Here is a 14,434-nt window from a genome sequence, read left to right as displayed (position 1 = left end):
TTTTTCACCATTGCAGAACATTTATGCGCCTTGTCGCTGCAATGAGTGGTTGGTAAAGTAAGCGGATTTTGTTTCCGCCCCAGCTTTCAGGATTATCCCTTAGTATGTTGAAAAAATTTCGTGGCATGTTTTCCAATGACCTGTCCATTGACCTGGGTACCGCGAATACCCTGATTTATGTAAAAGGACAAGGCATCGTACTGAATGAGCCATCTGTCGTGGCTATTCGCCAGGATCGTGCCGGTTCACCTAAAAGTGTTGCGGCCGTAGGCCATGACGCTAAACAGATGCTGGGTCGTACCCCTGGCAACATCGCGGCTATTCGTCCGATGAAAGACGGCGTTATCGCTGACTTCTTCGTGACCGAAAAAATGCTGCAGCACTTTATCAAGCAAGTGCATAGCAACAGCTTTATGCGCCCAAGCCCGCGTGTTCTGGTTTGTGTGCCAGTTGGCGCAACTCAGGTTGAACGCCGTGCTATCCGTGAATCTGCACAAGGTGCAGGTGCTCGTGAAGTCTTCTTGATCGAAGAACCAATGGCTGCGGCTATCGGTGCTGGCCTGCCAGTTTCTGAAGCAACCGGTTCTATGGTTGTGGATATCGGTGGTGGTACGACTGAAGTTGCCGTTATCTCCCTGAACGGCGTGGTTTACTCCTCTTCCGTTCGTATCGGTGGTGACCGCTTCGATGAAGCCATCATTAATTATGTGCGCCGTAACTACGGTTCACTGATTGGTGAAGCAACGGCTGAACGTATCAAACACGAAATCGGTTCTGCTTACCCAGGCGATGAAGTGCGTGAAATCGAAGTTCGTGGTCGTAACCTGGCTGAAGGTGTTCCACGCGGTTTCACCCTGAACTCCAATGAAATCCTCGAAGCCCTGCAAGAGCCATTGACAGGCATCGTGAGTGCAGTAATGGTTGCACTGGAACAGTGCCCACCAGAGCTGGCTTCTGATATTTCTGAGCGCGGTATGGTTTTGACCGGTGGTGGCGCATTGCTGCGTAACCTCGACCGTCTGCTGATGGAAGAAACAGGCATTCCGGTAGTAGTTGCAGAAGATCCATTGACTTGCGTAGCCCGTGGCGGTGGCAAGGCACTGGAAATGATCGACATGCACGGCGGCGACTTGTTTAGCGAAGAGTAATCAGCCACACGTAAAAGGCAGTGACTATCACTGCCTTTTCCTTGCTGGCCCTGGAATACGCACAGCCTATGAAGCCAATTTTTAGCCGTGGCCCTTCGTTGCAGTTTCGCCTTATTCTGGCGGTGCTGGTGGCGATTGGTGTCATTATTGCCGATAGCCGTCTGGGTACGTTCAGTCAAATTCGAACGTATATGGATACTGCCGTCAGTCCTTTCTATTTTGTCTCGAATGGTCCCCGTGAATTGCTCGACAGCGTCTCGCAAACACTGGCATCACGCGATCAGCTAGAACTCGAAAATCGTGCATTGCGTCAGGAACTGATCCTGAAAAACAGCGAATTACTGATGATGGGTCAATATCGTCAGGAAAACGCACGCTTGCGTGAATTACTTGGCTCGCCGTTACGTCAGGACGAGCAAAAAATGGTGACCCAGGTTATCTCTACCGTTAACGATCCTTACAGTGACCAGGTGGTTATTGATAAAGGTAGCGTGAACGGTGTCTATGAAGGTCAACCCGTCATCAGTGATAAAGGTGTCGTAGGTCAGGTTGTGGCGGTGGCGAAACTCACCAGCCGTGTCCTGTTGATCTGTGATGCAACCCATGCGCTGCCTATTCAGGTTCTGCGTAATGACATTCGCATTATTGCGGCGGGTAACGGCTGTACTGACGACCTGCAACTTGAACATTTACCGGCAAATACTGATATTCGCGTTGGCGATGTATTAGTGACGTCTGGTTTAGGTGGTCGCTTCCCTGAAGGTTATCCGGTGGGTGTGGTTTCTTCGGTGAAACTTGATACTCAACGTGCGTACACCGTTATTCAGGCTCGCCCAACCGCTGGTTTGCAACGTCTGCGTTATTTGCTGCTGTTGTGGGGTGCGGATCGCGAAGGGCAAACCCCTATGCCGCCGGAAGAAGTTCACCGCGTGGCTAATGAGCGTCTGATGCAAATGATGCCGCAGGTTTTGCCTCCGGCTGATTCTGTTGGCCCGCCGGCTCCAGCCCCTGTTCCAGCCCCCGCAACGGGAATGGTGCAGGCTCCTGCAGGGAATGCCAGTTCTCCGGCACCTGCAAGCCGGGGGGGGCAGTAGTGGGAAGTTACCGTAGCCAGGGCCGTTGGGTTATCTGGCTTTCTTTCCTTGTCGCCTTGCTGTTACAAGTAATGCCTTGGCCTGACGATTTGAAAGTCTATCGTCCGGACTGGGTTTTACTGATCCTGCTGTACTGGATTCTGGCGTTGCCTCATCGCGTAAATGTAGGAACCGGTTTTGTGGTGGGTGCCATACTGGATCTGATCAGTGGTTCCACTCTTGGTGTGCGGGCGTTATCTCTGAGCATCGTTGCTTACCTGGTCGCGTTAAAGTACCAACTATTCCGCAATCTCGCGCTTTGGCAACAGGCGCTGGTGGTTATGCTGTTGTCATTGATGACAGATGTCATTGTTTTCTGGTCTGAATTTTTAGTCATCAATGTCTCTTTCCGCCCAGAAATATTCTGGAGCAGTGTGGTCAACGGTGTATTGTGGCCATGGATATTTTTGTTGATGCGTAAAATTCGCCAACAATTTGCTGTGCAATAGGACTGAACATGACATCTTTGTATCTGGCATCGGGTTCTCCACGCCGTCAGGAACTTCTGACTCAGTTGGGTGTGTCATTTGAACGCATCATTACTGACGTAGAAGAGCAGCGGCTGAGCTCTGAGAGCGCGCAACAATATGTTGTGCGCCTTGCGCGTGATAAAGCACGTGCAGGTGTTGCGCTAGCGCCGCGTGATTTACCGGTACTGGGTGCAGATACTATTGTTATCTACAATGGCAATGTGCTGGAAAAACCAAAAGATGAACAACAGGCTGCTGCCATGCTGCGCATGTTGTCCGGGAATCAACACCAGGTCATGACGGCGGTTGCACTGGCAGACCGGGAATCATTGCTCGATTGCCTGGTGACGACTGAAGTGACATTTCGAGCATTATCAGAACAGGATATCGCCGGTTATGTGGCCAGCGGTGAACCCATGGATAAAGCAGGTGCATACGGTATTCAAGGGCTTGGTGGTTGTTTTGTCAGGAAGATTAATGGCAGCTACCATGCTGTAGTCGGCTTACCGCTAGTTGAAACCTATGAATTGCTGAGTAATTTTCACGCATTGCGTGATGGACGAGGAAAACATGACGGCTGAATTGTTAGTCAATGTGACCCCATCGGAAACTCGTGTGGCTTACATTGATGGTGGAATACTGCAAGAGATCCATATTGAACGCGAAGCACGTCGCGGGATCGTAGGGAATATCTACAAAGGTCGTGTTAGCCGGGTGCTTCCGGGGATGCAGGCGGCATTTGTAGATATTGGCCTTGATAAGGCAGCGTTTCTTCACGCTTCTGACATCATGCCACATACCGAATGTGTGGCGGGCGAAGAGCAGAAGAACTTCACCGTGCGTGATATTTCAGAGCTGGTACGTCAGGGCCAGGATTTAATGGTGCAAGTGGTGAAAGACCCGCTGGGCACTAAAGGCGCTCGTCTGACGACGGATATCACATTGCCATCCCGTTACCTGGTCTTTATGCCAGGCGCTTCGCACGTGGGTGTCTCTCAGCGTATTGAAAGTGAAGCCGAGCGTGAACGCCTGAAGCGTGTGGTGAATGCCTATTGCGATGAGCAAGGTGGGTTCATTATTCGTACCGCCGCTGAAGGTGTATGCGAAGACGATTTATCTGCTGATGCGGCATACCTTAAGCGTGTCTGGACCAAAGTTAGCGAACGCAAAAAACGTAATAAAACACGATGCCAGCTGTACGGTGAATTAGCGTTGGCACAGCGCGTGTTGCGTGATTTTGCCGACGAGGCACTCGACCGAATTCGTGTCGACTCCCGCCTGACTTACGACATGCTGTTGGAATTTACCGCAGAGTACATGCCGGAAATTCACGGCAAAATTGAACACTACAGCGGTCGCCAGCCTATTTTTGACCTGTTTGACGTTGAGAACGAAATTCAGCGCGCGCTGGAACGAAAAGTTGAGCTGAAATCTGGCGGCTATCTGGTTATCGATCAAACTGAAGCGATGACCACCGTTGATATCAACACCGGTGCGTTTGTGGGTCACCGCAATCTTGACGATACTATTTTCAATACCAATATCGAAGCGACGCAGGCGATTGCCCGCCAGTTACGTTTGCGTAATCTGGGCGGCATTATCATCATCGACTTCATTGATATGAGTAATGAAGACCATCGTCGGCGTGTGCTGCATTCGCTTGAGCAAGCGTTGAGTAAAGACCGTGTGAAAACCAGTATTAATGGTTTCTCGCAGCTGGGTCTGGTTGAAATGACCCGTAAACGCACGCGTGAAAGTGTTGAACATGTGCTTTGCAATGATTGTCCAACTTGCCACGGGCGCGGCACCGTGAAAACGGTTGAAACGGTCTGTTATGAAATTATGCGTGAAATCGTGCGCGTGCATCATGCTTACGATTCCGACCGCTTCCTGGTTTATGCATCACCTGCAGTGGGTGAAGCGCTAAAAAGCGAAGAGTCACATTCATTGGCCGAAGTTGAAATTTTTGTCGGCAAACAAGTCAAAGTGCAGATCGAGCCGCTCTATAATCAGGAGCAGTTTGACGTCGTTATGATGTAGCTCTCTGTGCTGTTGGCACAGTTTTGAGTTCCGCTCCGGCGGTAGACAAGGAGACATACGTGAGGCGACTGCCCGGCATTCTGCTACTCACTGGCGCAACGCTTATCGTTATCGTCGCACTGCTGGTGAGTGGTCTGCGGCTGGTGTTGCCGCATCTCGATGCCTGGCGCCCGGCTTTGCTCGAAAAAATCGAAGCCATGACGGGCACGCCTGTCGATGCAAGCCAAATTCAGGCAAGCTGGGAGAATTTTGGCCCGACGCTTGATGTGCGCGATATTAAAGCGGGCCTGAAAGATGGCGGTGAGCTGAACATCAAGCGTGTCACGTTAGCGCTTGATCTCTGGCAAAGCCTTTTGCACATGCGCTGGCAATTCCGCGATCTCACTTTTTACCAAATGCAGATGCGTACTAATACCCCGTTGAGTCAAAACAAAGGGGATAGTAAATTCGAGCCGGGTAAAATCAGCGATCTCTTCTTACGCCAGTTCGATCATTTTGATCTGCGCGACAGTACCCTCAGTTTCCTGACGCTTTCTGGCCAACGTGCCGAACTTGCCGTACCGCAACTTACCTGGCTTAACACTAACAACCGTCACCGTGCCGAAGGGTTGGTCAGCTTATCAAGCTTTAACGGTCAGCATGGTGTGGCGAAAGTGCGGATGGATCTGCGCGATGAGAACGGTTTGCTGAACATCGGCAAAGTCTGGCTGCAGGCTGAGAACGTCGATGTTAAGCCCTGGCTTGGCCGCTGGATGAAAGACAATGTTGATTTGCAGAGCGCTCAATTTAGCCTTGAAGCGTGGATGGAGATCAAATCAGGTGACATCACGGGCGGTAACGTCTGGCTGAAACAGGGTGGCGCGAGCTGGGCAGGTAAAAGCTCCTCTCACCAGTTGTCTGTTGATAATTTAATGGCTCACGTCAATCGTTCTGACGCGAGCTGGGATCTTGCTATCCCTTCAACCAATATCACGCTTGATGGTAAAACCTGGCCGAAAGGTTCGTTATCACTGGCGTGGATTGCTCCGCAAGATGTGGGCGGCAAAGCGAGTACTCGTAGTGACGAATTGCGGGTGCGTGCCACGAATATGGAGCTGGAAAGCTTCACAGGCTTGCTACCGATTGCCGAGAAAATCTCCCCTGATTTAGGTGATATCTGGACCACATTACAACCGCGCGGGCACATTGATGTGCTGGCGGTGGATATCCCACTCCAGCAAACGGAAAGCACCCGCATGCAAGGGCGCTGGAAAGATGTAAGCTGGAACCAATGGAAAATGTTACCTGGCATCGAACACTTCTCAGGTTCAGTCACCGGGAGCGTGGGGCACGGGCAGCTTAATGTGCAGGTACTTGATGCCAAAATGCCGTACCAGGGCGTCTTCCGTGCACCACTCGAAGTAGAGCGTGGTGTCGCAACACTTGAGTGGCAAAAGAATGCCGCAGGTTTCCAGCTTGATGGCAAAAATCTTGATGTCAAAGCCCGTTCTGTCTGGGCGGCGGGTGACTTCCGCTACTACCAGCCAACCGGCGATGAACCGTGGTTAGGTATATTAGCCGGAATAACGACGCACAACGGGGCTGATGCCTGGCGTTATTTCCCGGAAAACCTGATGGGCAAACAGCTGGTGGATTACCTCAGCGGTGCGATTCAGGGGGGTGAAGCTGAAAACGCGACGCTGGTCTACGGCGGCAATCCTCATCTCTTCCCGTATTTGCATAATGAAGGCCAGTTCCAGGTTTACGTCCCACTGCGTAAGGCGAAATTTGCCTTCCAGCCAGACTGGCCTGCGCTGGACAATTTGAATATCACGCTTGATTTCATCAATGACGGTTTGTGGATGAAATCAGATGAAGTGAAACTTGGCGGTGTGACGGGGCGCAATCTCACGGCGATTATCCCGGATTACGCGAAAGAAAGGCTGTTGGTTGATTCTGATATCAGTGGCCCGGGAAGTGCGGTCGGCCCCTATTTCAAAGACACACCTCTTAAAGATTCATTGTCTGCGGCACTTGATGAACTCCAGATTGGCGGCGATGTGAATGCTCGCTTACATCTGGATATTCCCCTTGATGGCAAAATGACGACAGCATCGGGTGATGTTCAGCTCAAAAACAATACTCTGTTGATCAAACCTCTCTCCAGCACGTTGAACAACCTGACGGGTAAGTTCAGCTTTGTGAATGGTGATTTGAAAAGCGAACCCATGAAAGCCACCTGGTTTAACCAACCGGTAGGGATTGATTTTAATACCAAAACGGGTGAGAAAGACTACCAGATTGGCGTCAATTTGCTGGGTGACTGGCAGCCGACAAAAATGGGTATTCTGCCTGAACTCATCAATAAGGAACTGAGCGGCAGTGTCCCGTGGAAAGGCGATGTGGCGGTAACGCTTCCTTACCACGGTGAGGCAAATTATCAGGTTAATGTGGCTGCGGATCTGAAAAATGTGAGCAGTCACTTACCAGCACCAGTCGATAAGACAGCAGGGCAACTTCTGCCGTTGAAAATTGCGGTGAAAGGCGACCTCAACAGTTTCAATCTGACGGGGAATGCAGGTGCGGAAAACCACTTTTCCAGCCGTTGGCTGCTTAATAAAAAGCTGACGCTTGACCGCGCAATTTGGGCATCGAACAGTCACACGACACCACCGTTACCGGACCAATCCGGGCTGGAACTTGATCTGCCCGCGATGGACGGAGCGCAATGGTTAGCACTGTTTAGCCAGGGGGCTGTAGAGAGTGTCGGTAACTCAGCATCATTCCCGACGGATATCACGTTACGCACGCCTTCACTGACTTTCGCGGGCCAGCAATGGAACAACCTGAGCCTGGTTTCCCACGCTGTTCCGGGCGGAATGCGCGTTGAAGCTCAGGGGCGCGAAGTGAATGGCTCGTTATTGATGCAGGATAAAGCACCGTGGCGTGCGGCAATCAAATACCTGTATTTCAACCCTGACTGGGGCAACAGCACCGCTAAATCGGGCAGCGTTTCACCGCTAACTGACAATAGCGCCATTGATTTCCGCAGCTGGCCCGATCTGCAATTACGCTGTGCTGAGTGTTGGTTGTGGGGGCAAAAATATGGCCGGATTGAAGGCGACTTCACGGTTAAAGGGAATACGCTGGAGCTGGAAAATGGTTTACTCGACTCCGGTTTTGCAAGGCTTACGACCAGCGGCCAGTGGGTTAACAGCCCGGCAGAAGAGCGCACCTCATTAAAAGGTAAACTCCATGGTACCAAACTTGATGCTGCGACCAATTTCTTTGGTGTGAAAACGCCAATCCAGGGTTCATCGTTTGACGTGGATTATGATTTGCACTGGCGTGATAAGCCGTGGCAGCCAGACGTCGCCTCATTAAACGGGATCCTTCACACCAAATTAGGTAAAGGTCAGATTGCCGATCTGGGTACCGGGCACGCCGGGCAATTGCTACGCCTGGTCAGTGTTGACGCATTAATGCGTAAATTGCGTTTCGACTTTAGCGATACCTTCGGCGATGGCTTCTATTTTGACTCCATCCGCAGCACTGCCTGGATTAAAGATGGCGTGCTACACAGTGACGATACCCTGGTGGATGGGCTGGAAGCTGATATTGGCATGAAAGGTTCCGTCGATCTGGTTCGACGCCGACTCGATGTTGAAGCTGTCGTCGCACCGGAAATCTCGGCAACCGTCGGTGTAGCGGCGGCTTTTGTTGTGAACCCGATTGTTGGTGCCGCGGTGTTTGCGGCCAGTAAAGTGTTAGGGCCAGTGTGGAGCAAAATATCCGTACTTCGCTATCACATCACCGGGTCGGTCGATAAACCGCAAATTAATGAAGTGCTCCGCCAGCCAAGGGTTAATGACGCTAAGTGATTTGACGCGGAACAATAATTACCGCAAGCTCAATAGATATCTCCAATTGATAGACAAATAAGAGTAGCAAAACGATGAGTCTGAACCTGGTAAGTGAGCAGTTGCTGTCTGCGAATGGCTTAACCCATCAAGATCTGTTTTCCATTCTGGGACAATTGTCCGAGCGTCGACTTGACTATGGGGATCTCTATTTCCAGTCCAGTTATCACGAATCCTGGGTGCTGGAAGACCGCATCATTAAAGATGGTTCTTACAACATCGATCAGGGTGTGGGCGTGCGTGCCGTTAGCGGCGAGAAAACCGGTTTTGCTTATGCCGACCAGGTCAGCTTACTGGCACTGGAACAAAGTGCTCATGCGGCACGAAGCATTGTGCAGGAAAAAGGGAATGGCCGCGTACAGACTTTAGGCGCCGTGCAACATAGCGCGCTCTATACCAGCGCTGACCCTCTGCAAAGCATGACGCGTGAAGAGAAACTCGACATCCTGAAACGTGTGGACAGCGTTGCCCGTGCGGCAGACAAGCGTGTTCAGGAAGTTACCGCCAGCCTGACTGGTGTTTATGAATTGATTCTGGTCGCGGCAACTGACGGTACTCTGGCGGCTGACGTTCGCCCGCTGGTGCGACTGTCTGTCAGTGTTCAGGTTGAAGAAGACGGCAAACGTGAACGCGGGTCAAGCGGTGGCGGTGGTCGTTTCGGTTATGAATATTTCCTCGAAACCGTTGATGGTGAAGTGCGTGCAGATGCGTGGGCTAAAGAAGCCGTACGTATGGCTCTGGTGACACTTTCTGCCGTGGCAGCACCAGCGGGTATGTTCCCGGTAGTGCTTGGCGCAGGCTGGCCTGGCGTGCTGTTGCATGAAGCCGTGGGTCACGGTCTGGAAGGTGACTTTAACCGTCGCGGCACTTCAGTATTCAGCGGCCAAATGGGGCAACTGGTTGCTTCAGAGCTTTGCACTATTGTGGATGACGGCACCATGGCCAATCGCCGTGGTTCCGTGGCTATCGACGATGAAGGTGTTCCGGGCCAGTACAACGTATTGATTGAGAATGGCATCCTGAAAGGCTACATGCAGGACAAACTGAATGCCCGCTTAATGGGTGTTGCGCCAACAGGTAATGGTCGTCGCGAATCTTATGCACATCTGCCAATGCCACGCATGACCAACACTTATATGCTGGCCGGTAAGTCTACGCCGCAAGAGATTATCGAATCGGTTGAGTACGGCATTTACGCCCCGAACTTTGGTGGCGGGCAGGTGGATATCACTTCTGGTAAGTTTGTGTTCTCAACGTCTGAAGCGTATCTCATCGAGAATGGCAAAGTGACGACTCCGGTGAAAGGCGCAACGCTGATTGGTTCCGGTATCGAAACGATGCAGCAGATTTCTATGGTCGGTAACGACCTTGCGCTGGATAACGGTGTTGGTGTGTGTGGCAAAGAAGGGCAGAGTCTGCCCGTCGGTGTTGGCCAGCCAACGCTTAAAGTCGACAACTTAACGGTTGGCGGCACAGCGTAAAACTTTTCTTTCAAAAGTAAAAAAGCAGCCGGGTTAATCCCGGCTGTTTTTTATCCCGCGAACACCTTGATAAAGGTGCGATACCTTCACGAAATACTCAGTCAGGTAGTTAATACACACCTGCACTTTTAACGGCAATTTATCTTTTTCGGTATACAACGCATATACCGGGCGGGGATCCGACTGATAACCCGGTAACAGGATCTCAAGCGTCCCATCATTGATCTCATCGATCACCCACATCAGCGGCACATAAGCGATCCCGGCACCCAGTTTTAGCCAACGGCTCAGCGTCATAGGATCATTCGTCACAAACCGCCCCTGTGGCAGCATGCGGATCGTCAGCCCTTCCGGTGCGATCAACTCGAATTCGTTATGCGGGCGAATGCTGTATTCCAGCCAGGAATGGCTGGCAAGATCGGCTGGTTTTTCCGGTGTACCATTTTGCTGAAGGTAACTTTTCGCGGCACAAATCACCATCGGCATTGAACCGAGTTTGGTTGAGAACAGGCTGGAATCCTGCAATGCGCCAACACGAATGACGACATCCAGACCATCAGCAATAAGATCGGGTGCAGGAATGCCAGTGACCAGATTTACCGTCAGCTCCGGGTACTCTTTGAGCATATCGGCAGTCATGGACGCGAGTACATTTTGTGCCATAGTTGAAGAACTGCCGATGCGCAGCGTGCCAATTGGCGTGTTATTAAATGCATAAAGTTGTTCATGCACTGCGTGCGCTTCATGTAGCATCTTGCGGCAGCCGAGGTAGTAAATTTTACCTGCTTCGGTCAGCCCAATACTACGTGTGCTGCGGTTTAACAGCTTGACCTGTAACTCATCTTCTAATTTGGAAACGGTTTGGCTGATGGACGATACGCTCATTTCCAACTGCCTGGCCGCGGCGGTAAAAGAGCCAAGTTCGACAACTTTGGCAAATACCGACATGCGTTTTAGTCTTTCCATTGTTCACTCTGGCTTAAAAGTGATTTAGATCACACATTATAGATAACTGGCTAACAATTACGTTAATATACTATTAACAACGCAACCCGCATCATTCGTTAGCTCAGTGTACCTGGCTGTCCAGGGTTTGTGTCTTCCGTATTTTCTGCAAGGTTAACATGAGTCTATTTCCCGTAGTCGTGATATTCGGTCTTTCTTTTCCACCGATATTCTTCGAGCTAATTCTTTCGCTGGTGTTGTTCTGGCTGGTTCGCCGTCTGCTTACACCGACGGGAATTTACGATTTTGTCTGGCATCCGGCATTATTTAATACAGCGCTTTATTGCTGCCTGTTTTATCTGATCTCTCGTCTGTTTGTTTGAGGTTGATGTGAAAGCACTAACAAGAAAAATAACCCGCACTGCCATCACACTGATTCTGGTGCTGCTGGCGTTCATCGCTATCTTCCGCGCCTGGGTGTTCTATACCGAATCCCCGTGGACACGTGACGCCCGATTTACCGCTGATGTTGTCGCCATTGCGCCAGACGTTTCGGGTTTAATCACCGACGTAAAAGTGCATGACAACCAACTGGTGAAAAAGGATCAGGTTCTGTTCACCATCGACCAGCCACGCTATCAGAAAGCGCTGGAGCAGGCGCAGGCCGATGTTGCTTACTTCCAGGCACTCGCCGGGGAAAAACGCCGGGAAGCAGGGCGTCGTAATTCGTTGGGGACTCAGGCGATGTCGCGTGAGGAGATTGAACAATCGAACAACGTTCTACAGACCGTGCTGCATCAGTTAGCAAAATCCGAAGCGACCCGTGATCTGGCGCAACTGGATATGGAACGCACAATCATTCGTGCGCCAGCCGAAGGTTGGGTGACGAACCTTAATGTGTATACCGGTGAATTTATTACCCGCGGTTCCACCGCTGTTGCGCTGGTTAAACGCGGCACTTTCTACATTCTGGCCTATATGGAAGAAACCAAGCTCGATGGCATCCGCCCTGGTTATCGTGTGCAAATCACGCCACTGGGCAGCAATCGCGTGTTGCGCGGAACGGTAGACAGCATCTCTGCCGGCGTCACCAACGCCAGCAGCACAAGAGACACCAAAGGGATGGCGACAGTTGATTCCAACCTGGAGTGGGTGCGTCTGGCGCAGCGTGTGCCGGTGCGAATCCATCTTGATGAGCAAGAGGCTAACCTTTATCCCGCCGGAACAACGGCAACGGTCGTGGTGACGGGAGATAAAGATCGCGATACCGACCACGATTCGGTATTCATCAAATTCATGCATCGTTTGCGTGAGTTCGGCTAAGCGTAGGTTGAGTTGATATGTATTTTATCTCGCGGCTGCATCTGCGCTTTGCCTTCAAGTTGGCTTTTGCCATCGTGCTGGCAATGTTTGTCGGCTTCCATTTCCAGCTTGAAACGCCGCGCTGGGCGGTGCTGACGGCGGCTATTGTTGCGGCTGGTCCGGCGTTTGCCGCAGGTGGTGAACCCTATTCTGGTGCCATTCGTTACCGTGGCATGCTGCGTATTGTCGGCACCTTTATCGGCTGTTTTGCCGCCCTGTTTATTATCACGTTACTGATTCGTGCGCCGGTGGTGATGCTACTGGTGTGCTGTATCTGGGCCGGTTTTTGTACCTGGATTTCCTCACTGGTAAAAGTTGAAAACTCTTATGCCTGGGGGCTTTCTGGCTACACGGCGCTGATTATTATCGTCACGATTCAGGCTCATCCTCTTTTGACACCGCAGTTTGCGGTTGAGCGTTGCAGTGAAATCGTGATTGGTATTGTTTGTGCGATCCTTGCCGACCTGCTCTTTTCCCCGCGTTCCATCAAACAAGAGATCGATCGCGAGTTAGATAACTTGCTGGTGGATCAATATCGGCTGATGCAGCTGTGTATTGCTCACGGCGATAAAGAGGTGGTTGATAAAGCGTGGGCTGGGCTTGTGCGCCGCACTACGGCTCTTGAAGGGATGCGTACTAATCTCAAAATCGAATCCTCACGTTGGGGGCGAGCAAACCGTCGTCTGAAGGCAATCAATACCATTTCGCTTACGCTCATTACGCAGGCCTGCGAAACCTATCTGATTCAAAATACACGCCCGGAATTTGTCACTCCAGAGTTCCGCACGCTGTTTGAGACTCCGGTGGAAACCGCTGCTGATGTTCATAAGCAGATGAAGGTTGTCCGCAAAGTCATTTCCTATGCCGGTGAAAAAAATACCCCCGTCACCATCAGCAGTTGGGCTGGTGCAGTCACCCGCTACCTGTTGCTCAAACGCGGTGTCGCCAGCAACGTTCGTATCAGTGCGGTGGAAGAGGAAGTATTGAACCAGGAGGTGGTGGTCAAAGTGCAGTCTGCCGAGGGCCATCACGCGATGATCAACTTCTGGCGCACGACTGTTTCATGCCTGCTTGGGAGTTTGTTCTGGTTATGGACGGGTTGGACATCAGGAAGCGGTGCGATGGTTATGATTGCCGTCGTGACGTCACTGGCAATGCGCTTGCCCAACCCTCGCATGGTGGCAATGGACTTTTTATACGGGATGCTGGTGGCGTTACCGCTGGGTTCTCTCTACTTCCTTGTCATCATTCCTTCTACCCAGCAAAGCATTTTACTGCTGTGTATTAGCCTCGGCTTACTGGGCTTCTTTATCGGGATTGAAGTACAGAAACGACGTCTGGGATCGATGGGTGCACTGGCCGGGACAATCAACGTCATTGTGCTGGATAACCCGATGACGTTTCACCTGAACACTTTCCTCGATGGTGCGCTGGGGCAAATCGTGGGCTGCTTCCTGGCATTGATGGTGATATTGCTGATTCGAGATAACTCGAAAGAACGCACCGGCCGCACCTTGTTGAACCAGTTTGTCTCGGCTGCGGTTTCTGCACTGACCACCAATAAAAATCGCCGTAAGGAGAACCATCTTCCGGCGCTGTATCAGCAACTTTTCTTGCTGCTCAACACGTTCCCTGGCGATATTGACCGTTACCGTTTAGCGCTGATTTTGATCATTGCTCACCAGAGATTGCGCGATGCACCAATACCGGTGAATGACGATCTCTCAGCTTTCCATCGCCAACTGCGCAACACGGCAGACCGCGTGATTTCTGCATCCAGTGACGATAAAAGACGGCGTTACTTCGAACAATTGCTGGCGGAGTTAGATATTTACCAGGAAAAGTTACGAATCTGGGAGGCACCGTTACAGGTTACCGAACCAGTGAAGCGGTTGGCGCATGTGCTGCACAAATATCAGCACGCCCTGATAGATGCTTAAACAGAGCCGACGCTTA

The 14,434-nt window shown here is 51.3% G+C and carries 11 protein-coding genes; 10 read left to right on the top strand and 1 reads right to left on the bottom strand.

Annotation, left to right across the window (positions count from 1 at the left end):
• Positions 1-104 precede the first annotated feature (104 nt).
• From mreB to tldD, 7 genes are all read left to right on the top strand, one after another.
• Positions 105-1,148: a rod shape-determining protein MreB gene (gene mreB, locus M975_RS16790; RefSeq protein ID WP_000913396.1), complete on the top strand. Its 1,044-nt coding sequence runs from the start codon at positions 105-107 to the stop codon at positions 1,146-1,148.
• 68 nt (positions 1,149-1,216) lie between these two features.
• Positions 1,217-2,242 (top strand): rod shape-determining protein MreC, encoded by a 1,026-nt coding sequence (gene mreC / locus M975_RS16785; protein WP_064561048.1) that lies wholly within the window; start codon positions 1,217-1,219, stop codon positions 2,240-2,242.
• Complete coding sequence (mreD, locus tag M975_RS16780; RefSeq protein ID WP_064561047.1) at positions 2,242-2,730, top strand: rod shape-determining protein MreD; 489 nt, start codon at positions 2,242-2,244, stop codon at positions 2,728-2,730. Before mreC ends, mreD begins: the two co-directional genes overlap by 1 nt.
• An 8-nt stretch (positions 2,731-2,738) precedes the next feature.
• Complete coding sequence (locus M975_RS16775) at positions 2,739-3,332, top strand: Maf family protein (RefSeq protein WP_064561045.1); 594 nt, start codon at positions 2,739-2,741, stop codon at positions 3,330-3,332.
• Positions 3,322-4,791 (top strand): ribonuclease G, encoded by a 1,470-nt coding sequence (gene rng / locus M975_RS16770; RefSeq protein ID WP_064561044.1) that lies wholly within the window; start codon positions 3,322-3,324, stop codon positions 4,789-4,791. Before M975_RS16775 ends, rng begins: the two co-directional genes overlap by 11 nt.
• Positions 4,792-4,850: 59 nt before the next feature.
• A complete protein-coding gene (gene yhdP, locus M975_RS16765; RefSeq protein WP_064561042.1) occupies positions 4,851-8,651 on the top strand; it encodes an AsmA2 domain-containing protein YhdP in 3,801 nt (1,266 codons plus the stop codon).
• A 74-nt stretch (positions 8,652-8,725) separates the two neighbouring features.
• Complete coding sequence (gene tldD / locus M975_RS16760; protein WP_064561040.1) at positions 8,726-10,171, top strand: metalloprotease TldD; 1,446 nt, start codon at positions 8,726-8,728, stop codon at positions 10,169-10,171.
• Positions 10,172-10,204: 33 nt separating this feature from the next.
• Here the strand turns inward: tldD and aaeR are convergent, their stop codons facing one another.
• On the bottom strand, positions 10,205-11,137 hold the full coding sequence (aaeR, locus tag M975_RS16755) for an HTH-type transcriptional activator AaeR (protein ID WP_064561038.1): 933 nt from the start codon (positions 11,135-11,137) through the stop codon (positions 10,205-10,207).
• A 158-nt stretch (positions 11,138-11,295) separates the two neighbouring features.
• On the opposite strand from aaeR, the gene aaeX reads away from it, so the two are divergent.
• Genes aaeX through aaeB form a run of 3 tightly spaced genes read left to right on the top strand, consistent with a single transcriptional unit; the run spans position 11,296 to position 14,418 of the window.
• Entirely contained in the window at positions 11,296-11,499 is a 204-nt protein-coding gene (aaeX, locus tag M975_RS16750; protein ID WP_064561036.1) for a p-hydroxybenzoic acid efflux pump operon protein AaeX, read from the top strand.
• Positions 11,500-11,506: 7 nt separating this feature from the next.
• A complete protein-coding gene (gene aaeA / locus M975_RS16745) occupies positions 11,507-12,439 on the top strand; it encodes a p-hydroxybenzoic acid efflux pump subunit AaeA (RefSeq protein ID WP_064561034.1) in 933 nt (310 codons plus the stop codon).
• Positions 12,440-12,456: 17 nt separating this feature from the next.
• A complete protein-coding gene (gene aaeB, locus M975_RS16740) occupies positions 12,457-14,418 on the top strand; it encodes a p-hydroxybenzoic acid efflux pump subunit AaeB (RefSeq protein ID WP_064561032.1) in 1,962 nt (653 codons plus the stop codon).
• Positions 14,419-14,434: the final 16 nt, after the last annotated feature.

Source organism: Buttiauxella brennerae ATCC 51605, from assembly GCF_001654925.1.
Taxonomy (GTDB): Bacteria; Pseudomonadota; Gammaproteobacteria; order Enterobacterales; family Enterobacteriaceae; genus Buttiauxella; species Buttiauxella brennerae.
Note: the sequence above shows the minus strand (reverse complement) of the source record. Positions and strands in the feature narration are given on the sequence as shown.

Excerpts from the sequence above, each read along its gene's own strand:
- aaeX (WP_064561036.1), top strand. The coding sequence starts at position 11,296 with ATGAGTCTATTTCCCGTAGTCGTGATATTCGGTCTTTCTTTTCCACCG.
- mreB (WP_000913396.1), top strand. The coding sequence starts at position 105 with ATGTTGAAAAAATTTCGTGGCATGTTTTCCAATGACCTGTCCATTGAC.
- M975_RS16775 (WP_064561045.1), top strand. The coding sequence starts at position 2,739 with ATGACATCTTTGTATCTGGCATCGGGTTCTCCACGCCGTCAGGAACTT.
- mreC (WP_064561048.1), top strand. The coding sequence starts at position 1,217 with ATGAAGCCAATTTTTAGCCGTGGCCCTTCGTTGCAGTTTCGCCTTATT.
- tldD (WP_064561040.1), top strand. The coding sequence starts at position 8,726 with ATGAGTCTGAACCTGGTAAGTGAGCAGTTGCTGTCTGCGAATGGCTTA.
- aaeB (WP_064561032.1), top strand. The coding sequence starts at position 12,457 with ATGTATTTTATCTCGCGGCTGCATCTGCGCTTTGCCTTCAAGTTGGCT.
- aaeR (WP_064561038.1), bottom strand. The coding sequence starts at position 11,137 with ATGGAAAGACTAAAACGCATGTCGGTATTTGCCAAAGTTGTCGAACTT.
- rng (WP_064561044.1), top strand. The coding sequence starts at position 3,322 with ATGACGGCTGAATTGTTAGTCAATGTGACCCCATCGGAAACTCGTGTG.